The following is a 22,635-nucleotide window of genomic DNA, read 5'->3' as shown; positions in this document are numbered from 1 at the left end:
GCGCCCGCGCCTTACGCTGCCTGTGCCATACCCCCGGACAAGGTCAAGGCCACCGCAGTGACGCCGCCCAGCCGCTCGATGCGGTGCACCAGCTCCTGATCGATGGCATAGCCGCGCCCCAGCCGCAGGATAGCGAGCGGTTCGGTTGCCTCGTCGGGGGTGATGAACAGCATCGCCTCCCCCCTGCCCTGCCCGCCGCCCCGCAGCAGACGGGCCAGCTCGTGCAGCGGCGCGGCCCGGTCAATGGTCACCGTCAGCCGCAACGGAGAAGTTTCGACCAGCCGGTCGAGCGACTGGACGCTGCGCACCGCGACGCGCGGGGTTTCCTCGCCTTCACGCCAATCGAGTTCGACCTGCAGCAGGGCGCAGCCGCCGGACTCCGCCAGTGCCACCAACGCATCGCTCGCCGCCTCGTCGAAACAGCTCGCCGGAAACTGGCCCGAGCGATCAGACAGGCCGAGCATCAGATAGCGATTGCCGCGCTGCGAGGTACGCGGTTTGGCGCTTTCGACCAGCACCGCCATGGTCGCCGGCAGCCGCTCGCCTGGCGCCGCAGGAGCACTGGCGGCCAACTCGGCAAAGGTACGCGCCCGCAGATTTTCGGTGAGCGCCCGGTATCGCGACACCGGATGCGCGGAAAAATAGAAGCCAAATGCCTCCTTTTCCTTGGCCATCGCCTCGGCCATCGACCAGGGTTCGCAGCGGGGCAACTGGACCGACGGCATGGTTGCGACATCGCCGCCGAACAACCCGCCTTGCCCGCTGTTGCGGGCGTCGGCGGCGGACGATGCCGCCGCGAGCAGTGCTTCCGCACCAGCAAACACCGCGGCACGGTCCGGGTGGATCGCCTCGAACGCGCCTCCGGCCGCCAGAGCCTCGATTTGCCGCCGGTTGACGAGGCGCGGGTCGATGCGCTCGGCAAAGGCGTCGAGCGATGCGAACGGGCCGTTGGCATCGCGCTCGGTAACCAGCTCCTCCATTGCCCGCTCGCCGACGCCTTTCAGTCCGCCCAGGCCGAAGCGCACCCGCAGCACGTCCCCGGCCTCCTCGACCGAGAAGCTCGCTTCGCTGCGGTTGATGCATGGACCGGCGATGGCGACATCGAGCCGCCGCGCGTCGTCGACGAACACCGAAAGCTTGTCGGTCTGATGGATGTCGAAACTCATCGATGCCGCGAAGAATTCGTGCGGGTGATGCGCCTTCAGCCAGGCGGTCTGATAGGCGAGCAGCGCGTAAGCGGCCGCATGGCTCTTGTTGAAGCCATAGCCGGCGAACTTGTCGATCAAGTCGAACAGCTCATTGGCCTTGGCCTTGGGGATCGCATTATGCTTGGCGCAGCCTTCGACGAAGGTGGCCCGCTGCGCGTCCATCTCCGCCTTGATCTTCTTGCCCATCGCCCGGCGCAACAGGTCCGCGCCGCCCAGGCTGTAGCCGGCGAGGATCTGCGCGGCCTGCATCACCTGCTCCTGATAGACGAAGATGCCGTAGGTTTCGGCAAGGATCGATTCCAGAAGCGGATGCGGGTAGCTGATCTCCTCCTGCCCGTTCTTGCGGCGGCCGAAGCTCGGAATATTGTCCATCGGACCCGGCCGATACAGCGAGACGAGCGCGATGATGTCCCCGAAGTTGGAGGGCCGCACCGCCGAGAGCGTGCGGCGCATCCCTTCCGATTCGAGCTGGAAGACGCCGACCGTATCGCCGCGCTGCAGCAGCTCGTAAACGCCCGCATCGTCCCATTCGAGCGCGTCGAGATCGACCACGACCCCGCGCCGCTCCAGCAGCCGCAGCGCCTCCTGCAGCACGGACAGCGTCTTCAGGCCGAGGAAGTCGAACTTCACCAGCCCCGCCCCTTCGACATATTTCATGTCGAACTGGGTGACGGGCATATCCGAGCGCGGATCGCGGTACAGCGGCACCAGCTGGGCCAGCGGCCGGTCTCCGATCACGACGCCCGCAGCGTGGGTCGAGCTGTGCCGCGGCAAGCCTTCGAGCTTGCGCGCCATGTCGAACAGGCGGCGCACGCCGTCTTCCTGCTTGTAGATGGCAGCGAGTTCGGAGACGCCGTTGAGCGCGCGATCGAGGTCCCAGGGGTCGGTCGGATGGCTCGGGATCAGCTTGGCCAGCCGATCGACCTGATTATAGCCCATCTGCAGCACCCGGCCGGTATCCTTCAGAACGGCGCGTGCCTTCATCGTACCGAAAGTGATAATCTGGGCGACCGTGTCGCGCCCATATTTCTCCTGCACGTAGCGGATCACCTCGCCGCGCCGCGTTTCGCAAAAGTCGATATCGAAGTCCGGCATCGACACGCGTTCGGGGTTGAGGAAGCGTTCGAACAGCAAGCCAAGCTTGAGCGGATCGAGGTCGGTGATGGTCAACGCCCAGGCGACGACCGAGCCCGCGCCCGAGCCACGACCGGGACCGACCGGGATATTCTGCGCCTTGGCCCATTTGATGAAGTCGGCAACGATCAAGAAATAGCCCGGGAATTTCATCCCGATGATGACGTCGCATTCGAACGTCAGCCGGGAAAAATACTCCGGAAAGCGCGCTTCGAGCGCTTCTTCGGAAAGCACCTCGATCAATTCCTGGTCTTGCCCGACGTCGCCATGCGCACCCGCCACGTCCGCGACAGCCGGGGTTTTGGCCGCCACCTTTTGCAGCCTGGCGATCAGGCCGGCACGCGCATCCTTGCGCAATTGTTCCGCCTCGGCGTCGACATCGCCCGCCAGCGATGGCAGGATCGGTTTGCGCTTCGGCGCGCGCACGGCACAGCGCTGCGCGACGACCAGGCTGTTTGCCAGCGCCTCCGGCAGATCGCTGAACAGATCCTCCATCGCCTCCGCGGGCTTCAGCCAAGCTTCCGGGCAACTCTTGCGGCGCTCGTCGCTTTCAAGATAGGCCGACTGGGCAATGCACAGCAGCGCGTCATGCGCGGCATGGAAATCGCGATCGGCAAAGCAGCAGGGATTGGTGGCAACCAACGGCAGATCGCGCGCGTAGGCCATCTCGACCAGCGCGGCTTCCGCTGCTTCCTCCACCGGGTCGTTACGCCGGGTCAGTTCGATATACAGCCGATCGGGAAACAGGCCGGCCAGCGCATCGGCATAGCTTTCCGCCTCGCGCACTTGCCCTTCGGCCAGCAGCCGCGCCAGCGCGCCTTCGCCGCAGCCGCTGAGGCACAGCAGGCCGTCGGTATATCCGGCAATCTGGTCGAGCCGGACATGCGGCTCCTCGCCCGGCCCGGGCGAGAGATGCGCCTCGCTGACGATGTGGCAGAGATTGGTGTAGCCCAGATCGTCCTGTGCGTAGAGCGCCAGCCAGTCGATCGCAGGTGCCTGCCGTTCGACGCCGGGCCTCGCGACGCTGACCAGTGCGCCGATGACCGGCTGGACGCCCGCCGCGATGCAGGCATCGGAAAATGGCATGGCCGCGTACAGCCCGTTGCGGTCGCACACGGCGACAGCGGGAAATTTCAGGGTTTTGGCGGCCTTGGCGATCGCCTTGGGCTCGAATGCGCCTTCCAGCATCGTGTAGCTGGAAAAGACGCGCAAAGGGACGAAGGGTGCATGCGGCATGGGTGACCCAGCTTAGCAGGGCAATGTGATTCGGCCAGCATCAACATCGGTACGGCGCGCGATGCGCGCACCGATGGCCTATGCCGCCAGCAGCGCCTCGATCTCGCTGCGCAGCTGCGACGGGGCGGTGGTGGGTGCGTGGCGCGAGACCACATTGCCCTGCCGGTCGACCAGAAATTTGGTGAAGTTCCACTTGATGCCATCGAAACCGAGCAGGCCGCCCTGTTGTTTCTTCAGCCATGTCCACAACGGGTCGGCATTGGCGCCATTGACGTCGATCTTGGCGAACAGCGGGAAGCTGACATCATAGGTCAGCGAACAAAATTTGGCGATTTCCTCGGCATTGCCCGGCTCCTGCGCGCCGAACTGGTTGCAGGGGAAGGCCAGCACCTCGAAACCGCGATCCTTATAGTCGCGGTACAGCGCCTCAAGGTCCTTATACTGCGGGGTGAAACCGCATTTGGAGGCGGTGTTCACGATCAGCAGTACCTTGCCGAGATGGTTTGCCATCGCTTCCTTGCCGCCGCCGGGCAGCGAGACGTCGAAATCGGCCAGGCTGGTCATGGTTCAGGCTCCCGGAAAATCGTTGCGCGCCGCCAGCGCCATGATGTCGTTGAAGGCGATGGTGCCGGCAATACCCCGGTCGATCACGATCCGCGCCCGCTCGGCGGGCTGCATGGCCAGCACATGCGCCACCAGCGTGGCGAGCGGGCCAGACGCGATCGTACGAAAATCGATGTCGCGGTCCGAGCCGCTGTCATCGCGTTCGAGCATCGTCGCCGGTGCCTGCCAGTCGATCGTTTCAGTCATGCGAAGCATCCGTCATGCAGTCTCAATGTTTTGTCCATCCGCTCGGCAAGCCGTTCATTATGCGTTGCGACCAATGCCGCAGAGCCATGCGCCCTGACAAGCGCCACGAACTGGTCGAACACGATGTCCGCGGTCTTTTCATCGAGATTGCCGGTCGGCTCGTCGGCCAGGATCAGACGCGGCTGGTTGGCCATGGCGCGCGCTACCGCGACGCGCTGCTGTTCCCCGCCGGACAATTTGGCAGGCTTGTGGTCGAGTCGCTCGGCAAGCCCGAGTTCGCCCAGAATTGCGGCGGCGCGCGCCCGCGCCGCATCCCCGTCACTCCCGTGCACGAGCTGCGGCAACACGACATTTTCAAGGGCGGTGAAGTCGGGCAAAAGATGGTGGAACTGGTAAATGAAGCCAAGCTTCTCGCGCCGCATCTGCGTACGCCCCTCGTTGGAGAGGGCCTCTGCAGCCACCCCGTCGATGGCGATATGCCCCTCGAACCCGCCTTCGAGCAGCCCCACGGCTTGCAACAGCGTCGATTTACCCGAGCCTGACGGCCCCAGCAGCGCAACAATCTCGCCGGGCGCGAGCGCCAGCGACACACCGCGCAGCACCTCGATCACCGTCTCCCCCTGGCGGAAGCTGCGGCGCAGATCGCGGACATCGAGGATCGGCTCACTCATAGCGCAGCACCTGTACCGGATCGGTGTTTGCCGCCTTGAGCGCCGGGTAGAGCGCAGCGAGAAAGCTGAACAAGACGGCCATCAAACAGATGACGATAATCTCCACCGGGTCGGGCTTCGATGGCAGCTCGGTAAGGAAACGGATCGACGGGTCCCACAGATTCTGTCCGGTCAGCCACTGGATGCCGACCACCAGCTGCTGCCGGAAGAACAGGAATACGAAACCGACCGCCAGCCCGGCCGCCGTCCCGAGCACGCCGATGGTCGTGCCGATGGTCAGGAAGATGCGCAGGATGGACGATCGTTCGGCCCCAATCGTTCGCAGGATGGCAATGTCGCGCGTGCGGGTGCGCACCAGCATGATCAGGGAAGAGACGATATTGAAGGCGGCGACGAGAATGATGATCGAGAGGATGACGAACATCGCGACCCGCTCGACAGCCAGCGCTTCGAACAGGCTTGCATTCATCTGCTGCCAGGTGGTCACGACAGCGCGGCCGGCGACTTGCTGCGCCAGCGGCTGCACGATCTGCGCGACACGGTCGGGGTCGGTGGTCTTGACCTCTATAAGGCCCACCGCGTCGCCCGAAAGCAGCAGCATCTGCGCATCCTGCATTGGCATGACGATATAGGATTTGTCGAATTCGAAGACGCCGATCTCGAAAATCGCACCTACGGTATAGCCGATCTCGCGCGGGACCGTGCCGAACGGTGTCGAGCGGCCTGCCGGATTGATGATGGTGATCGGCGAGCCGATCTGCACACCCAGATTCTGGGCAAGCTGAGAGCCGAGCGCTACCTGACCGTTGCCCGGCGACAGCATGTCGAGATCGCCTGCCAGCACCTTGCCACCCAGTGTCTCGTTGGAGCGGATGTCGGCAACGTCCATGCCGCGCACCAGCACCGCCTCGACCCGCCCATCCGCATTGGCGAGCAGCGGCTGCTCGATCAACGGCCGCGCGCTGACAATTCCGGGGGTTTGCTGCGCCGCCTCGAGCACCGCCCGCCAGTTGTTGAGCCGGCCACCATAGCCTTGCACCACCGCGTGGCCATTCAGGCCGACAATCTTGTCGAACAGCTCGGCCCGGAAGCCGTTCATGACGCTCATGACGATCACCAGCGCGGCGACTCCGAGCAGCACGGCGACGAAGCTGAATATCGCTGCGATGAAGATGAAGCCCTCGCCCTTCACCGGCAACAGATAGCGTTTGATGACGAGACGCTCGTAGGCGGAGAGGATCATGGCGCGCGGCTTAGGCGCTGCGCTGCCTTAGTGCAATGGCGCAAGCGGGCACGGATTTGGGGGTTCGCCGCGCCGCATCGATGTTGCAAGATTGGCACAGCCACTGCCAATTCGTGCAACAGCGAGCGATGAATAGATGACTCGCGCAAATCCGCCGCTAAGCAATGCCCTGTTCCGGCCACAAACCAGCGGCCAGGTTCAGGGAGTCCACGGTGCGCCGCCCGCGTCAGACGGGCCCGGCCGACACCGTTCCAATGCGCTCATCGGGGGACGAGCGCTCCGTCACGCGAGCCCCCGGATCAGGCAACTGGTCCGGGGGCTTCGCAATTCGGCCTGTCGGCAACGCGCCACCATCCTCTTGAAGCCGCCTTCTGCCTTCCTAAATCTTGCCCATCCGGTTGCTTCGGGACCGGATCGTATCGGGATGCCCTGTCGGGGTCCCAATCGTCGCATTGCTCAATGGAGGATATGACATGACCCGTTTCGACTTTTCGCCCTATCGCCGCAGCTTCGTCGGGTTCGACCGCGTGTTCGACGCGCTGGAAAATGCCACGCAAGCACAGAGCGACAATTATCCCCCGTTCAACATCGAACGGCTGGATACCAACAGCTATCGAATCACCATCGCCGTCGCCGGTTTCAAGGCCGATGAGATCGACATCACCGCGCAGCAGAATGCGCTGACGGTCAAGGGCAAGAAAGCCGATGCCGACAGCGGCGATCGCAGCCGCTTCGTCCACCTCGGCATTGCCACGCGCAACTTCGAGCGCCGCTTCGACCTTGCCGATTTCGTCCGCGTCACCGGTGCCGATCTGTCCGACGGCTTGCTCACCATCGATCTCGTCCGGGAAATTCCCGAGGCGCTCAAGCCGCAGAAGATCGCCATTGGCGGTGCGCCGACGGTGATCGACGTCGCCGTCGACGACGACAAGAAGGCGGCATAAAGGTTGCGCATCGGATGCCCCGGCCACCGCGCCGGGGCATCTTGTATCGGCGGGTGTGGCCGGCCTCAACGGTCAATTCGGTCTTGCAATGAATATATCTGGGCGATAATCAATGACTACATCTGTAGTCATTGAGGTTCGGACATGCGGTACCTTTCCATTGCGGTGGCTGTCACAACTCTGGTCGCGTCGGCCTGGTCGGCCGTTGCCCAGCCGGCACAGTCACCCAACCCCTCCCCATCGGTTGAACAGCATCTCCTGGCCAACGGGTACCGCCCGATCGTGCTGACCAAACTGCGTACCGGCCACGAGACCGTGCAAGTCACGCTGAACGGCGTCACTGGCACGTTCGTCCTCGATTCCGGGGCAGGCGGATCGGTTGTGCATCTCGCTAGCCGCGACAAGTTCGGCCTGCCGGAGCAAGGAAACAGCGTTGGCGGAACCGGCGCGGGCGGGCGGATCACGCTGGTCGACGTTCCGATCCAGACACTGCTGCTCGGCGACGTCGCAGTGCCGCAGACCAGAATTGCCGTCACCGACCTGTCCTCGGTGGTCAACGCCCTCCAGGCCGCGACAGGCGTAACCATCGACGGTGTCATCGGTCAGGACATATTGACGCGCGACGGCGGTATCATCGACGTGCGGGCGCAGCGGCTCTATCTGCAGATCGGCCCCGATCCGCGGTAAAGGCGTGCCGCGCGACCCGACCGGCGTCAGCAAAACCTAGTTGCGGGTCGCTCGCACCCAGCGCCACTCCGATGAAAATTCACTATGCCGAGCCATTGACCGACTGGCGCGCGCTGCATTGAACAAAGCGCGCTCGCTCTCCGCGAGGCAATTCACGTCCCGCACTTTCAGCCCCGGAAACGGCTGGTCAGTAACTTCCTGATTTTTGCGGGTGATGGGCCCGCAGAAAACCGGCCAGGATTGATAGGCTGTCACCGCCCCATCCTCATCGGTCTGTGCAACCGCGAGTGCCTGATAACAGAAAGCCACTTTGCGTGGTGTCGAAGGTTCGACGTCATGCTTGCCTTCGGCTGGAACATTTCCCGGTTGTGGGCAATCGGAGAGCTCCATGAGCAACCGGTCGCCATCTACGACGATGAAAAGGCCACCCCGGTCAGGCGAAGGCGCTGCCTCGCCTTCGCCGGGGAGCAGCGTCAGCCGACTGATCGCCCCCGCCCGTGTATAGAATCCAGACGCACACTCCGGCCAAAGTCGAACCGCCTGGGCTGTGTCGACCGCACAATTGCGGTCCTCCTCCAACCACACGCCGTCCTTCAGTCGAAATTGCGCGCTGTGTCTTTCGGCTGCGAAACGCTGCGTGTCGGCGACCACCATGTTGCTGCCGCAAGCCGCCAACAGCATCGTCAACGGCAGCGAGAGCCCGGCACCGATAAGCCAGCGCTGACGATGGCTGTCCGTTCGGCGCATGGCCTATTCGCCCGACTCCGCAATATCCATCAGCGTCTCAGGGTCGAGAATGCGCACCTGGCCCTGCACCCGCTCGATGATGCCATTGTCCGCCCAGATGGAGAGTTGGCGATTGATCTGCTCACGGCTCATGCCGGCGAAATGCGCAAGATCGGTCTGGTTGAGCTGGTGACGTAACCGCGCACCATCCGGACCGGTTGCCATCAGCCGGATCAGGCTGCGGGCAAGCCGCGGCCCGGATGCAAAGGCGCGGTCGCTTTCGATGGTGGCATTTGCCGTGCGCAATCGCCGCGCCATCTGGCCGAGCAATTGCCAGGCAAAGTCCGGACGGCTGGCAATGATGTCACGCAAGGCGTTGCGATCCAGCCGCAGCGCCGAAACAGGCTCGATCGCAGTCACCGATGCTGTGCGCTCGGCCCCGTCGAGCAGGGCAATTTCACCCGCCACGGCGCCTTTTTCGAGAAAATCGAGCGTGATCTCCCGTCCGTTGGCGGCGATGACAGAGACACGCGCCACCCCTGCCGTCAGAATATAGCAGGCATCGCCCGGATCGCCCTGATGCATCAATACATCGCCGCGCGCGAACGTGCGTGCCGTGGCTCTGGCGGCGATTGCATCGAGTTGCTCGGCGCTGGCACCGGCAAACAGGCTGCCTGCGGCTATCAGGTCGACGAGTTCGGAACCCTTCATCACACCCCCTGTGATGCCAATCGCATCATAGTGTGGGAAAAGGGCGAGCGTTTCAATTGTTCAATTCAGCAGCACCGTTGCGCTGCCGCATCGGCTGCGGCGAACCTCAGACCAGTCGGCTCTGCTTGACCGCTGCTTCGATGAATCCTGCGAACAGCGGGTGCGGATCGAACGGCTTCGACTTGAGCTCGGGGTGGAACTGCACACCTATGAACCAGCTATGGTCCGGACGCTCGACGATTTCGGGCAGCAGCCCGTCGGGCGACATGCCGGAGAAGACAAGACCACCCTTCTCGAGCACGTCCTTATACTTGCCATTGACCTCGTAGCGGTGCCGATGCCGCTCGCTGATGCTGTCGCTGCCGTAAAGGCTGGCGACATGGCTGTTGGGAGACAGGCTGGCAGGATAAGCCCCCAGCCGCATGGTGCCACCCAAATCGCCGCCCTCAACCCGCTTTTGCAGGCCTTCGGCGCTCATCCATTCCTCGATGATCCCGACGATCGGCTCATCGGTAGGGCCGAATTCGGTGCTCGACGCATCGGCGATGCCCGCCGTGTTGCGCGCGCCCTCGATGCAGGCCATCTGCATGCCCAAGCAGATGCCGAAAAACGGCACGTTGCGTTCACGGGCAAAGCGCACTGCGGCGATCTTCCCTTCGCTACCGCGCTCGCCGAAGCCGCCGGGCACCAGAATGGCGTGCAACGGCTCCAGCCGCGCGACCAGATCGTCTTCGCCGCTTTCGAACAGCTCGGCGTCGATCCAGCGGACGTTGACCTTGACCCGGTTGGCCATGCCGCCGTGGGTCAGCGCTTCGGACAGCGATTTATAGGCGTCGGGCAACGCCACATATTTGCCGACGACGCCGACAGTCACCTCGCCTTCCGGATTGAGGTGCCGGTCCATGATGTCGTGCCAGCGCGACAGATCGGGCTCCCTGGCATCATGGATGCCGAAGGCGCGCAGCACTTCGGCGTCGAGGCCCTCGCCATGATATTGCAGCGGCACCGCATAGATGCTCTTTGCGTCGAGCGCGGGAATCACGGCTTCCTTGCGGACGTTGCAGAATTGCGCGATTTTCGCGCGCTCACCTTCAGGCAACGGCTTTTCGCAACGGCACAGTAGGATATCCGGCTGTACGCCCAGCGCCGCCAGCTCTCGCACGCTGTGCTGGGTCGGCTTGGTCTTCAGCTCGCCGGCCGCGGCGATATAGGGCACCAGCGTGACATGCACCGACACGGTATTCTCGCGGCCCAGATCGTTGCGAAGCTGGCGGATCGCCTCGATGAACGGCAGCGATTCGATGTCGCCGACCGTTCCGCCGATCTCGCACAGCACGAAGTCGAGATCGTCGCTCTCCGCCAGGGCGAAGGCCTTGATCGCATCGGTGACGTGCGGAATGACCTGCACGGTTGCGCCCAGATAATCGCCGCGGCGCTCCCGCTCGATGATCGTCTTGTAGATGCGGCCTGAGGTCACATTGTCCGACTGGCGGGCCGATACGCCGGTGAACCGCTCATAATGGCCGAGATCGAGGTCTGTCTCGGCGCCATCATCGGTCACATAGACTTCGCCATGTTGATAGGGGGACATCGTCCCCGGATCGACGTTCAGATAGGGATCGAACTTGCGAATGCGCACGCGATAGCCGCGCGCCTGCAACAGAGCCGCGAGGCTCGCTGCCATAAGACCTTTGCCGAGCGAGGAGACCACGCCGCCGGTGATGAAGATATACCGCGCCATGGGAGGATGCGCCTAGCTGGAATGTTCGAGTCGGTGCAAGCGGCTATGCACAGTCTGCATGCCGGTTTTGCAGCTTCGGTGGGAAGCGGCCCAATACGGACCGGTTTACTGCTGGATCGGAACACCGCCCTGCGGTGCCTGACCGGCCGGCGCGGCCGGCGCAGCGGGCAGAATGCCGCCCGATGGTGGCGTGCCCGGAGCGGGGGCCCCCGGCAGGATCGGACCGGTCTGCAAGGGCGGCCCGGCAGGCACAGTGGGGCTCGGCGCGGCCGCCTTGTTGGCAGCTTCGACGTCGATCTGGCTGGCGCGGTGGCCAACGGTTGCCAGCACCGCCAGCGCGATGCTCAGCGCCACGAAGATGGTCGCGAGGATCGCTGTCGCCCGGCTGAGGAAGTCCGCCGCGCCGCGCGCCGACAGGAAACCTGCCGGGCTGCCGCCGACACCCAGCCCGCCGCCCTCCGACTTCTGCATCAGGATGACGCCGATCATCGCGGCGGCAACCAATGCCTGGAGGACGAGAATGAAGGTATAGAGGGCGCTCATGCGACGGTGAAACCTAGCAACAAAGGGACAAGGACGGCGGAGCCGCGACTGGCGGGGCACATAGGCGCTGGCCGACGATCAATCAAGCTGGGCGCGTCGGCGGTGCCAGCCGGCTCGCGGCTTCGATGATCGGTGCAAATTTCGCCGCCGTCAGGCTGGCGCCGCCGACCAGCGCCCCATCGACATCCTCCAGTGCCAGAATCACGCCGGCATTATCGGCGGTGACAGATCCGCCGTAGAGCAAGGCCATGTCCTCTCCGGCATCGCCCAGCGCATTGCGAATGGCGCCATGCATGGCCGCAATATCGTCGACGCTTGCCGTGCGCCCGGTACCGATGGCCCAGATGGGCTCATAGGCAATGGCGACACGGGAGGGTTCGGCGAGCATCGCATAAGGCAGCGAGGCACCAAGCTGGTCGAGCACATAGGTTTCGGCAGCGCCTTGCTCGCGCACATCGAGCGATTCGCCGACGCACAGAATGACCCCGAGGCCGACGGCCAGCGCCGCCTCGACCTTGGACTTGATCAGCGCGCTCGTTTCGCCCAGCCCTTCACGCCGCTCGCTGTGGCCCAGAATGACGAGCTTGGCACCGGCGTCGACCAGCATCGCTGGCGATATGCTGCCGGTGTACGCGCCATTCTGCGCTTGGTGGCAGTCCTGCCCGCCGATCGCCAGTTGCGGCGCGGCGGTGGCGGCGGCGGCGAGCAGCGTGAAGGGCGGGCAGATGGCGACATCGACCTGCGCATGCTCGGCCGCGACGGTCGCGATCGCCCCGATCTCCGCCAGGGCGGCCTTGCCGCCGTTCATCTTCCAGTTGCCGACCACATAGCTGCGGCGCATGCCTCATACCCTTCCCGAACCCGAACAGGCGGTCGCCGTAGCGCCGAACCTCGGCATGCTCAACCGGGGCAGCGGACTTGAAGCGGCGGACACGCTTGCCTAAAGCGGCGCGGACCCGGCCTGCCCGGCTACAAGAGGAAAAGCCCCTCCCGATGATTACCGCCATTCGCAAAATGATAACTTCCCGGGTCGGTGCGATCGTCGCGCTGCTGTTCCTGATCCTCATCGGGCTGCTGTTCGCGGTGAGCGACGTCAGCAATCTGGGCCTGGGCGGCCCGTCGGTGGGCAATGGCAATGTCGCCAAAGTGGGTGATCGCACGATTACCCTTGTCGAGCTGCGGCGGCGGCTCGACAACGGCCTGGCGCAGGCCCGCCAGCAGCAACCGGGGCTGACCATGCAGCAGTATATCACTGCCGGCGGTCTTGACCGCACGCTCGAGCAGGTGACCGATCTCGCCGCGCTCGAACAATATGGACGCAAGCTCGGCATTGGCATGTCCCCTGAAGCGGTCGAGCTGGCAATTACCCGCGATCCCAGCTTCGCCGGCCTGACCGGCTCGTTCGACCAGCGCACCTTCGATCAGGTGATTGCCGCGCAGGGGATGACCGCGCAGGACGTGCGCGAACAGGTCGCCGCCAGCGGGATCGTGCGGCAACTGCTGGCCCCGTCGGGCCAGATCGGCGCCATCCCGCAGGGTGTGACCCTGCCCTATGCGTCGCTGCTCCTCGAAGAACGCACCGGCCAGGCGAGCTTCATACCCGCATCGCGCTTTGCGCCAGCCCGCGCGCCGACCGAGCCCGAGTTGCAGACGTACTTCAACCGTCAGCGTGCACGCTATGCGATCGCCGAGCGACGGGTGATCCGTTATGCGCTGATCGACCAGTCGTCGCTGCCGGCGCCGGCCGCGATCACCCCGGCCGAGATTCAGGCGGAATATCGGGCGAACGCGGCATCTTACGCCGCGCAGGAGACGCGCCGCCTGTCGCAGGTGATCATCGGCAATCGCGCGACGGCCGATCGCGTCGCAGCCGCTGCGCGGTCGGGCTCGCTCGCTGATGCCGCCCGCGCCGCCGGGCTGCAGGCATCGGTCGTCACACCGGCCAACCAGGCCGCCTTTGCTTCGGCATCGAGCGCGGCCATCGCCCGCGATGTGTTCGCTGCCAATCAGGGCGCGGTTGTCGGTCCGATGCAGGTGCCGCTGGGCTTCATGGTTGTCGAGGTGCTCGAGGTCAACCGGCGCCCGGCCCGCTCGCTCGCTCAGGCGACGCCGGAGATCACCGCCAGCCTCATCACGCGCAAGCGCCGCGAAGCGCTGGATAACGCCTTCAACCGCGCTCAGGATGCGCTGACCAACGGCGCCAGTGTTACCGAAGTGGCCAACGACATGGGTCTGACCGTGGTCACCACGCCGGCCTTGCTCGAAAACGGTACTGCGCCGGGCAACGCCAGCTGGCGGCCGTCGCCGATCATCGAACCCATCGTCCGCACCGCCTTCCAGATCGACGAAGGCCAGCCGGGCCAGATGGCGCGCGTGATGGGCGACGAACAGTTCGCGCTGATCGATGTCGCCGAATATCTCCCCGTCGCACCGCCGCCGCTCGCGGAAATCCGCGAACGGGTAATCGCCGACTGGCGACAGGCCGAGGGCGCGCGCGCGGCAAGGGATCGTGCACGCCGCATCCTGGAGGCCGTCGAACGAGGCAGCAGCCTCGCCGAGGCAACAGCGGCTCAGGGCGTCCCCGGATCGGTCCAGACCATCTCCGGTCGCCGCATCGGCATGGTCAACGGTCAGGGCCGCCTGCCGCCCGAAGTCGCCCTAATGTTCTCGATGGCCCGCGGGTCGGTCAAGACGCTGGAATTGCCGGGCGGGAGCGGCTGGATGGTCATCCGCCTCACCAGCACCCAGCGCGGCGATGCCACCGGCAACCAGCAGTTGCTGGCTGCGGTCGAACAGCAGTTCGGCCAGGCGCTGGCCGGCGAATATATCGAGATACTGGCCCGAGCGGCACGTCGGGAATTCCCGGTCGAGCGCAATCAGGCGGTGATCGACCGGTTGCGCGCCGAACTGACCGGGGCGGCCACCCCGGCCACCAATTGACCATCGGCGCCCGGCAATGACCCTAGGGTCGCCATCAGGCGCCGTTTCTGGCCAACAGGACGCTGTCGCCGCGCTCGGCGCGGGGCGGCCAGCGCTGCTGTGGTCGAAACGCATTGCCGATACCGAGACACCGGTTTCTGCCGCGCTCAAGCTGATAGAGCCTGGTCGCGGCGACTGGCTGCTTGAATCGGTCGAGGGCGGGCAGACGCGCGGCCGTTACAGCCTGATCGGCCTCGCGCCGGATCTGGTCATTCGTGGCAACGGCACAGAGGCCGAAATCAACCGCCACTGGGCGAGCGACCGCACAGCATTCCAACCGGCCGAGGGCAATCCGCTCGACGCGCTGCGCCGACTGGCGGGCGAATGCCGCATCGATCCCCTGCCCCCTGGCCTGCCGCCTGCGCTCGCCTGCCTCGTCGGCTATTTCGCTTATGAGAGCTACGGGCTGGTCGAGCTGCTGCCGCGCCACACCGCCAATCCGATCGACGTGCCGGACATGATCTTCGTGCGGCCGACGCTTGTGCTCGTGTTCGACCGGCTGAAGGACGAACTGTGGTTCGTCGCGCCAGTCTGGCCGGGCACCGCCTCGCCAGGGCACGCCGTCGAGGCGGCGGCGGACCGGATCGAGGCGGCGATAGCGCGGCTGGAGGGTCCCTTTGCCAATTCTCGTCAATTCCGCGAAGGCGGGAATACAAATGGCGACGGTGCGGCTTCGGCAAATCATCTGCTGGATCCCTGCCTTCGCGGGGATGACGAGCTGGTAAAACTCACCCCAACCCTGCCCCCCGGCCGCTACGCCGAGATGGTGCTGACCGCCAAGGAGCATATCGTCGCCGGCGATATCTTCCAGGTGGTGCTGGCGCAGCGCTTCACCGCGCCCTTTGCGTTGCCTCCGTTCCAGCTTTACCGGGCGCTTCGGCGGATCAACCCGTCGCCCTTTCTCTATTTCCTCGACCTCCCCGGCTTTGCCATCGTCGGGTCGAGCCCTGAGATATTGGTGCGCGTGCGCGATGGAGACATCACCATCCGCCCGATTGCGGGGACGCGCCCGCGGGGGAGCAATGCGGCAGAGGATATCGCCAACCGCGATTCCTTGCTCGCCGACCCCAAGGAGCGGGCCGAGCATCTGATGCTGCTCGATCTGGGCCGCAACGACACCGGTCGCGCTGCGGCCCCCGGCACGGTGCGCGTGACCGACAGCTACACGGTCGAATATTACAGCCACGTCATGCACATCGTCTCCAACGTCACCGGGCGGCTGGCGGAGGGCAAGGACGCACTCGACGCGCTGTTCGCGGGCTTTCCGGCAGGGACGGTATCGGGCGCGCCCAAGGTGCGGGCGGCGGAGATCATCGCCGCGCTCGAGCCCGAAACGCGCGGGGCCTATGCCGGCGGCATCGGCTATTTCGCGCCCGACGGCAGCATGGACAGCTGCATCGTGCTGCGCACCGGCATCGTCAAGGACGGGGTGCTGCATGTAACGGCGGGCGCGGGGATCGTCGCAGACAGCAATCCGGCGTACGAGCAGGCGGAGTGCGAGGCCAAGGCCGGCGCTCTGCTGGCGGCGGCCCGCGAGGCGGTGCGGGTTGCGGGCGATGTGGGGTATGGGCAGTGACTACATTCGTAGTGCAACTTCAGCTCGCAGACTTCATCGCTGCGAACCGTGCCTATGTTTGGGATTATTGGACAGGCATCAAGAGGTTCAAAATGCTTGGCGCGTTGACTGTTGTCTACGCGCTGATAGCTGGCGCCGCCAGCTGGGAGCGATTTTCTGGGCAACCTTGGACCACAGCATCTGCTGTAATTGGGACCGGACTTTTAATTGCGTTTGCTGTCCTGTTATTATGTCTGATCTTGGGATTAATAACCTTGCGATCCCGTTGCAGAAAAATTTGGGATCAGAGTCCCGAGTTGAGGAAAGCGGTGACCTGGACGATCGAGCCGTTGGCGTTGCACGCTTCGACAGTTGATGGGGTATACCGCATAAGACTTGATGAAGTGTACAAATGGCTAGAAAATAAAGAGCTTTTCATTTTGTATGTGAATGATGTTCAGTTTCGGATACTGCCCAAGCGGTCGATGTCGAATGACCAACAGGACAGTTTGCGTGCCGAACTTCAAGCAGCCCAATGCCCAACATCGACTTTCATGAAGCGCTGAACCATGATTCTCGTCATCGACAATTACGACAGCTTCACCTTCAACCTCGTCCATTACCTGCTGGAGCTGGGCGTCGAGGTCGAGGTGGTGCGCAATGACGCGATGAGCGTCGGGCAGGCGATGTCGTCGGGTGCCGCCGGCTTCCTGATCTCGCCCGGGCCGGGGACGCCGGACGATGCGGGAATCAGCCTCGATCTGATCGCGGCCTGTGCCGAGCACCAACGTCCGCTGCTCGGCGTGTGCTTGGGCCATCAGGCGATCGGCCAGCATTTCGGCGGGCAGGTGGTGCGCGGCCATCTGATGCATGGCAAGACCGCGGCGGTGCGCCACGATGGCAGCGGCTTGTTCGCCGGCATCCCCTCGCCTTTCACCGCGACACGCTATCACAGTCTGGTGGTCGAGGATGTGCCCGCAGGGTTGATCGTCAACGCAACGTCCGAAGATGGTGCGGTGATGGGCGTGCGGCATGCGACGCTGCCGATCCACGGCGTGCAGTTCCACCCCGAAAGCATCGCCACCGAGCACGGGCACGCGATGCTGGCCAATTTCCTGAGAATCGCAGGCATCGAGCCCGGCGTATTGCCGGTGGCGGCTGGGCTGTCATAACATCCGTCATTGCGAGCGTAGCGAAGCAATCCAGTGATGTGCAGAGCCGCACTGGATTGCTTCGCTACGCTCGCAATGACGAGTAAAAATCAGGCAGTGGCCGTCTTCGCCGCTGGTTTCTTCGCCGTCGCTTTCTTTGCTGCCGGTTTCTTCGTAGCCGGCTTTTTCACCGCTGCAGCCTTCGCCGTCGCCTTCTTGGCCGTAGCCTTTTTCTTCGGCTTGAGCCCGCCGCCCTTGGCGATCTTCGCGTCGATCAGCGCAATTGCTTCTTCCAGCGTCACCGCATCCTTGTCGGCGCTCTTGGGCAGCGTGGCGTGGGTGGTGCCGTCGCTGACATAGGGGCCGAAGCGCCCATCGAGCAGCTTGATCGCCTTTTCGGTTTCGGGGTGAATCCCGAGCTCCTTGCCGCTGGCCTTGGCGGGGCGACCGCCACGCGCGCCGCCCTCGGCTATGGCTGTCACGGCCGCGTTCATGCCGATGTCGAGCGCATCACGAGTGGTGGCCAGCTTGGTATATTTCTTGTCATGAAGCAGATACGGACCCCACTTCCCCAGACCGGCAACGATAGGCTCGCCGCTTTCGGGGTGCATGCCGACGTCGCGTGGCAGTGACAGAAGACGCAGCGCCAGCTCCAGATCGAGCTCCCCGGCGACATCCGCGGGGATCGAGCTGCGCTTGGCCTCCTTGCCAGCGCCGAGCTGGACATAGGGGCCGTACCGGCCATTCCTGCGCATCACCTCAAGCCCGGTTTCGGGGTCGACCCCCAGGCTCTCATCCTCTCCGCCTGCCGCCGCGTCGCCACCCTGCCCGAATTGGCGAGTGAATCTGCAATCGGGGTAGTTGGAGCAGGCGACAAAGCTGCCGAACTTGCCGCCGCGCAGCGACAGGCGCCCCTCGCCACACTTCGGGCACAACCGCGGGTCGGATCCGTCGCCCTTGTCCGGGAACAGCCAGGGCCCGAGGAACTCGTCGAGGGCGGCGGTGACCTCGGAGGGCTTGCGCTCCATCACCTCTGCCGTGCGCGGTTTGAAATCGCGCCAGAAGGCTTCGAGCACCGCCTGCCACTGCGCCCGCCCGCCCGACACGTCGTCGAGCTCTTCTTCCATACCCGCGGTGAAATCATAGCTGACATAGCGTTCGAAATAGCGCTCCAGAAACGCCGTCAGCAGCCGTCCGCTTTCCTCGGGGTAGAAACGGTTCTTCTCCAGGCGGACGTAACTGCGATCCTTGAGTAGCTGCAGCGTCGAGGCGTAGGTCGACGGACGGCCGATTCCCAGTTCCTCCAGCCGCTTGACCAGGCTGGCTTCGGAAAAGCGCGGTGGGGCTTGGGTGAAATGCTGTTCGGCATCGACACCATGTTTGGCCGGAACATCGCCTTCGCGCATCACGGGCAGCAGGCGGCTGTCATCCTCTTCGCCGCCCTCGCCGCTCGACCGGGCCGGGGCGCTGCTTTCGTCGCGGCTTTCCTCGTAGAGCGCAAGGAAGCCCGGAAAGCGCACCACCTGACCAGTGGCGCGCAGGCCGTGACGTCCGGTGGCATCGCTGAGCTCGACGGCGGTGCGCTCGAGCTGGGCGGAGGCCATCTGGCTGGCGGTCGCTCGCTTGAAGATCAGCTCGTAAAGGCGCGCATGATCGCCCGATCCGGCGCGGTCGCGCGCAAAATCGGTGGGGCGAATGGCTTCATGCGCTTCCTGCGCATTCTTCGCCTTCGACTGATAGTGGCGCGGCTTGTCAGGCAGATAGCTGCCGTCGAACCGCTTGGCGATGGCGGCGCGCGCGGCGGCGATCGCGGCGCCGTCCATCTGCACGCCATCGGTCCGCATGTAGGTGATCAGCCCGTCTTCATAGAGCCCCTGGGCCACGCGCATGGTGTGGCTGGCGGAAAAGCCCAGCTTGCGTGCCGCCTCCTGCTGCAGCGAGCTGGTGGTGAAGGGCGGCGGCGGATTGCGCGTGGCGGGCTTGACCTCGACCGAGGAGACGGTGAAGCGCCCCGCCTCAACCGCCGCCTTGGCACGATCGGCGGTGCCGGCATCGCCGATGGTCAGCCGGTCGATCTTCTCGCCATCGAACCGAGTCAGCCGGGCTGCAAAGGGTGTCCCGGCATGTTCCAACCGGGCGATGACCGACCAATATTCCTGCGGGCGGAAGGCCTCGATTTCGCGCTCGCGGTCGACGATGATGCGCAGCGCCACCGACTGCACGCGCCCGGCGGACTTCGCTCCGGGCAGCTTGCGCCACAGCACCGGCGAAAGGGTGAAGCCGACCAGATAATCTAGCGCGCGGCGGGCACGATAGGCATCGATCAGATCCTCGTCGAGCGAACGCGGCGCGGCCATCGCCTCGGTTACCGCAGCCTTGGTGATGGCGTTGAAGGTGACACGGTCGACCTTGGCAGGTAGCGCCTTTTTCTGGCGCAACACCTCCTGCACATGCCAGCTGATCGCCTCGCCTTCGCGATCGGGGTCGGTGGCCAGGATCAGGCGGTCGGCACCCTTGGCCGCGTCCGATATCTCCTTCAGCCGCTTGGCCTTGTCCGGGTAATTCTCCCACGACATGGCAAAGCCGGCGTCGGGGTTCACCGATCCATCCTTGGGCGGCAGGTCGCGAATATGGCCATAGGAGGCCAGGACCTTGAAGTCCCTGCCCAGATACCCCTCGATCGTTTTGGCTTTGGCAGGCGATTCTACGATGACAAGTTGCATGAAAATGGGGTGCCCCGATGGTGCTTACACGTACGCGCGAGGGTGGGGATGGTCTGGAGCAACCGTCAATCGAAAATTTCGACCATTTTTTCAACGGGGTTGTGCAGCGCGAGGTACATCGACACCGACGCAATGAACGATGCGATCCCGAAACCCTCGGACACCATGTTGCTAACAAGGAGGAGCGCCCAGCCCGCAGCGTCCGACAAATCAGGAGACAGGCTCTGCGCCAGGAGCGGCGCGGACCGCAGGATCGCGAAGGTTACGGCCAAAATCGACCCTGCAAGCCAGTCTTGGCGCATTAACTCTCCGCTGCGGCTGAGACCCTGACTGGCGGATTGCCCTTCTGCCAGCATTGCGGGGGCCGCCACGAACCAGCGTCCGGCAAGATATAGACCGGGCAATACGAGCAACACCAAACCAAGAACGATGCCCAGAGAAGCAAGCAAACTTAGCACGAATAGACTACCTAACCGCCAAGTGCTGCGGCCTGTCAGCCGAACGCCGGCCAGATCGAACGAAATCGCGATGACCCATGCTTGAACAATGAGCTGGACGACGGCGTAGGCAAGGCTCGCCAACGGAAAATAGCTCGGCGTTCCGTTGGCGGTGACGTCCGTCATGACGCCTGCGCCCACAGCCAATGCCAGTGCCGGAACGAATCTGAAACCGCTTGCTTGCAGCGCCAATTGCGCGGCCCGAACTGTGGAAGCCACCAACGATGCGTTGAAAATCACTGTCCAACCTCTCAGAACATCAAACTGACCCGCCCCGCTGCATGCCGCTCCAGCCGCCCGGCGAGCTCCAAATCCAGCAGGATCAGCTGCACTGCCTGCGATGACAGGCCCGATTGCCGGATCAGTTCATCGACCGGCACCGCGACCGGACCGAGCAGCGATACGAGTGCATCGCGTTCGGCATCCTCTGGCTCGCGCATCGGCTCGCTGCTGAAGGCGCGACGGTCCTGCCGCACCATTCGGGTATCGATGCTGGCCACCGCCTCGGCGATATCCGCCGCTGATTGCACCAGCGTCGCTCCTTCGCGGATCAGGCCGTTGCAGCCCTGCGCGCGCGGATCTAGAGGAGAGCCGGGGACGGCCATCACTTCCCGCCCGGCATCCGTCGCCATCCTGGCGGTGAGGAGGGAGCCCGAGCGCGGTGCGGCCTCCACCACCACCGTCCCCAGCGTCGACCCGGCGATGATGCGGTTGCGGTGCGGGAAATGCCGCGCCAGCGGCTCGGTGCCGGGCGGATATTCGGTGACGAGCAGATGCTGCGTCGCAATCGCTTCCTGCAGATCCCGGTTCTCCGGCGGAAAATTGCGGTCGATGCCGCTGGCGATGACCCCGACGGTGCCATGCGTCATCCCGCCTGCGTGCGCCGCCGTGTCGATGCCGCGCGCCAGCCCGCTGACCACGACAAAGCCGCGCTCGCCGAGCTCCCCGGCCAGTTGCCTGGCGAAGCGGCAGGCGGCGGCGGAAGCGTTGCGTGCGCCGACCATGGCGATGGCGGGGCGCTGCCAGATCGCCCCCTGCCCGCGCGCGATCAGCACCACCGGCGCGTTGCCGAGCGCAGCGAGCAGCGTCGGATAATCGGCGCTGTCGACGAACATGTGGCGCGCGCCCAGCGTGGCCACGGTATCGATTTCCCGCGCTATGCTGTCGAGCGGCGCCGGGCGGAACGGCTGGCCGCCGACCTTGCGCACCAGATCGGGCAGCGCCTCGAGCGCGCGGGCCGCGGTGCCGAAGCGCGCGATGAGCTGCGCGTAAGTGACCGGCCCCACCCGGTGGCTGCGGGCGAGCTGGAGGCGATCGGCGATGTCTGTGGGGCCCGAGACGATGCTCGGGTCAGCCATCCGGTGCGGCCGCCTTGCTCTGGCCGACGCGCGGCTCCTCGCCGCGCAGCAATCGGCCGATATTGTCCTTGTGCTTCCAGACGATGATCAGCGCCAGCGCCGCGAGCAACGGCACCCATTCCGGCCGCCCGAACGCCCAGGCAGAAACCGGTACGCTCACCGCCGCGACCAGCCCGCCGAGCGAACTGATGCGCGTGACGAGGATCGTGCCGATCCACAGCCCGGCGTAAATCGGGCCCATCCAGGTGGCAAAGCCGGTGGTGATGTCCAGTCCCAACGCCACGCCCATGAAGGTCGCGACACCTTTGCCACCTTTGAACTTCAGCCAGACCGGATAGAGATGGCCGAGGATCGCGCCCGCTCCCGCCAGTATGGCGTCACTCTGCGAGATGGAGTCGGCTATCCACACCGCCAGCAGGCCCTTGAGCAAATCGAGCAGCAGCGTCGCCGCCGCCAGGCCCTTGCGCCCGGTGCGCAGCACGTTGGTCGCGCCGATATTGCCCGATCCGATATTGCGGATGTCCCCCGCCCCGCCGAAGCGCGCGAGGATCAGGCCGAACGGGATTGACCCTAGCAAATAGCCGAGCAGCAGGACGAGGCCTGTGGTGCCGGTAAAATGTTCCATTGGCTTCTCTGCCCCGCATCCCGGTCCAAGACCAACCAAACCCGTAGCCCTGAGCCTGTCGAAGGGCGCCTCTCAAGAAAGCGAAACGCCCTT

At 64.7% G+C, this 22,635-nt stretch carries 20 protein-coding genes; 6 read left to right on the top strand and 14 right to left on the bottom strand.

All coding sequences use genetic code 11. The features are described 5' to 3' along the window. Window positions 1-11 precede the first annotated feature (11 nt). From dnaE to AC0QC4_RS07515, 5 genes are all read right to left on the bottom strand, one after another. Window positions 12-3,578 (bottom strand): DNA polymerase III subunit alpha, encoded by a 3,567-nt coding sequence (gene dnaE / locus AC0QC4_RS07535; protein ID WP_483659125.1) that lies wholly within the window; start codon window positions 3,576-3,578, stop codon window positions 12-14. A gap of 78 nt (window positions 3,579-3,656) precedes the next feature. Then, window positions 3,657-4,142 (bottom strand): glutathione peroxidase, encoded by a 486-nt coding sequence (locus AC0QC4_RS07530; protein ID WP_483659124.1) that lies wholly within the window; start codon window positions 4,140-4,142, stop codon window positions 3,657-3,659. 3 nt (window positions 4,143-4,145) lie between these two features. Then, the gene (locus tag AC0QC4_RS07525) at window positions 4,146-4,388 is read right to left on the bottom strand and encodes a hypothetical protein (protein WP_483659123.1); all 243 of its coding nucleotides are present in this window, start codon (window positions 4,386-4,388) and stop codon (window positions 4,146-4,148) included. After that, the gene (locus AC0QC4_RS07520) at window positions 4,385-5,059 is read right to left on the bottom strand and encodes an ABC transporter ATP-binding protein (RefSeq protein ID WP_483659122.1); all 675 of its coding nucleotides are present in this window, start codon (window positions 5,057-5,059) and stop codon (window positions 4,385-4,387) included. Before AC0QC4_RS07520 ends, AC0QC4_RS07525 begins: the two co-directional genes overlap by 4 nt. After that, window positions 5,052-6,302 (bottom strand): lipoprotein-releasing ABC transporter permease subunit, encoded by a 1,251-nt coding sequence (locus AC0QC4_RS07515; RefSeq protein WP_483659121.1) that lies wholly within the window; start codon window positions 6,300-6,302, stop codon window positions 5,052-5,054. The genes AC0QC4_RS07520 and AC0QC4_RS07515 overlap by 8 nt, the downstream gene beginning before the upstream one ends. A gap of 473 nt (window positions 6,303-6,775) precedes the next feature. On the opposite strand from AC0QC4_RS07515, the gene AC0QC4_RS07510 reads away from it, so the two are divergent. Together AC0QC4_RS07510 and AC0QC4_RS07505 are read left to right on the top strand one after the other, a co-directional pair. After that, window positions 6,776-7,246 carry an Hsp20 family protein gene (locus AC0QC4_RS07510; protein ID WP_483659120.1) on the top strand — a complete coding sequence of 157 codons (471 nt, stop codon included), beginning with the start codon at window positions 6,776-6,778 and terminating at the stop codon, window positions 7,244-7,246. Between the two features lie 165 nt (window positions 7,247-7,411). Continuing rightward, complete coding sequence (locus tag AC0QC4_RS07505; protein ID WP_483659119.1) at window positions 7,412-7,933, top strand: retropepsin-like aspartic protease; 522 nt, start codon at window positions 7,412-7,414, stop codon at window positions 7,931-7,933. Window positions 7,934-7,969: 36 nt separating this feature from the next. On the opposite strand, the gene AC0QC4_RS07500 is transcribed toward AC0QC4_RS07505, so the two are convergent. From AC0QC4_RS07500 to tpiA, 5 genes are all read right to left on the bottom strand, one after another. After that, on the bottom strand, window positions 7,970-8,680 hold the full coding sequence (locus AC0QC4_RS07500) for a hypothetical protein (protein ID WP_483659117.1): 711 nt from the start codon (window positions 8,678-8,680) through the stop codon (window positions 7,970-7,972). A gap of 3 nt (window positions 8,681-8,683) precedes the next feature. Next, window positions 8,684-9,370, bottom strand: a complete 687-nt coding sequence (locus tag AC0QC4_RS07495) for a Crp/Fnr family transcriptional regulator (protein WP_483659116.1) — start codon at window positions 9,368-9,370, stop codon at window positions 8,684-8,686. Between the two features lie 106 nt (window positions 9,371-9,476). Continuing rightward, window positions 9,477-11,111 carry a CTP synthase gene (locus AC0QC4_RS07490; RefSeq protein ID WP_483659115.1) on the bottom strand — a complete coding sequence of 545 codons (1,635 nt, stop codon included), beginning with the start codon at window positions 11,109-11,111 and terminating at the stop codon, window positions 9,477-9,479. A 105-nt stretch (window positions 11,112-11,216) separates the two neighbouring features. Next, window positions 11,217-11,654, bottom strand: a complete 438-nt coding sequence (gene secG, locus AC0QC4_RS07485) for a preprotein translocase subunit SecG (RefSeq protein ID WP_483659114.1) — start codon at window positions 11,652-11,654, stop codon at window positions 11,217-11,219. A gap of 82 nt (window positions 11,655-11,736) precedes the next feature. Then, window positions 11,737-12,495, bottom strand: a complete 759-nt coding sequence (gene tpiA / locus AC0QC4_RS07480; RefSeq protein ID WP_483659113.1) for a triose-phosphate isomerase — start codon at window positions 12,493-12,495, stop codon at window positions 11,737-11,739. Window positions 12,496-12,647: 152 nt separating this feature from the next. Between tpiA and AC0QC4_RS07475 the strand changes: the two genes are divergently transcribed. From AC0QC4_RS07475 to AC0QC4_RS07460, 4 genes are read left to right on the top strand one after another with little or no spacing between them, the layout of a single operon-like run. Further along, on the top strand, window positions 12,648-14,594 hold the full coding sequence (locus AC0QC4_RS07475) for a peptidylprolyl isomerase (protein WP_483659111.1): 1,947 nt from the start codon (window positions 12,648-12,650) through the stop codon (window positions 14,592-14,594). Window positions 14,595-14,610: 16 nt separating this feature from the next. Next, a complete protein-coding gene (locus AC0QC4_RS07470; protein ID WP_483659109.1) occupies window positions 14,611-16,209 on the top strand; it encodes an anthranilate synthase component I family protein in 1,599 nt (532 codons plus the stop codon). After that, window positions 16,206-16,754, top strand: coding sequence for a YcxB family protein (locus tag AC0QC4_RS07465; RefSeq protein WP_483659108.1), 549 nt, complete (start codon window positions 16,206-16,208; stop codon window positions 16,752-16,754). Before AC0QC4_RS07470 ends, AC0QC4_RS07465 begins: the two co-directional genes overlap by 4 nt. A gap of 3 nt (window positions 16,755-16,757) precedes the next feature. Further along, a complete protein-coding gene (locus tag AC0QC4_RS07460) occupies window positions 16,758-17,360 on the top strand; it encodes an anthranilate synthase component II (protein ID WP_483659106.1) in 603 nt (200 codons plus the stop codon). Between the two features lie 89 nt (window positions 17,361-17,449). On the opposite strand, the gene topA is transcribed toward AC0QC4_RS07460, so the two are convergent. The 4 genes from topA to plsY form a co-directional block, all read right to left on the bottom strand. Further along, window positions 17,450-20,062, bottom strand: coding sequence for a type I DNA topoisomerase (topA, locus tag AC0QC4_RS07455; protein WP_483659104.1), 2,613 nt, complete (start codon window positions 20,060-20,062; stop codon window positions 17,450-17,452). Window positions 20,063-20,127: 65 nt separating this feature from the next. Then, window positions 20,128-20,799, bottom strand: a complete 672-nt coding sequence (locus AC0QC4_RS07450; RefSeq protein WP_483659103.1) for a hypothetical protein — start codon at window positions 20,797-20,799, stop codon at window positions 20,128-20,130. Window positions 20,800-20,810: 11 nt separating this feature from the next. Then, on the bottom strand, window positions 20,811-21,917 hold the full coding sequence (gene dprA / locus AC0QC4_RS07445; RefSeq protein ID WP_483659102.1) for a DNA-processing protein DprA: 1,107 nt from the start codon (window positions 21,915-21,917) through the stop codon (window positions 20,811-20,813). Further along, on the bottom strand, window positions 21,910-22,542 hold the full coding sequence (plsY, locus tag AC0QC4_RS07440) for a glycerol-3-phosphate 1-O-acyltransferase PlsY (protein ID WP_483659101.1): 633 nt from the start codon (window positions 22,540-22,542) through the stop codon (window positions 21,910-21,912). The genes dprA and plsY overlap by 8 nt, the downstream gene beginning before the upstream one ends. Between the last annotated feature and the right edge of the window lie 93 nt (window positions 22,543-22,635).

The sequence above is a fragment of the Sphingomonas sp. jy18 genome (assembly GCF_056931895.1).
The sequence above is the reverse complement of the archived record's forward strand: the minus strand, read 5'-3'. Positions and strand labels throughout refer to the sequence as shown.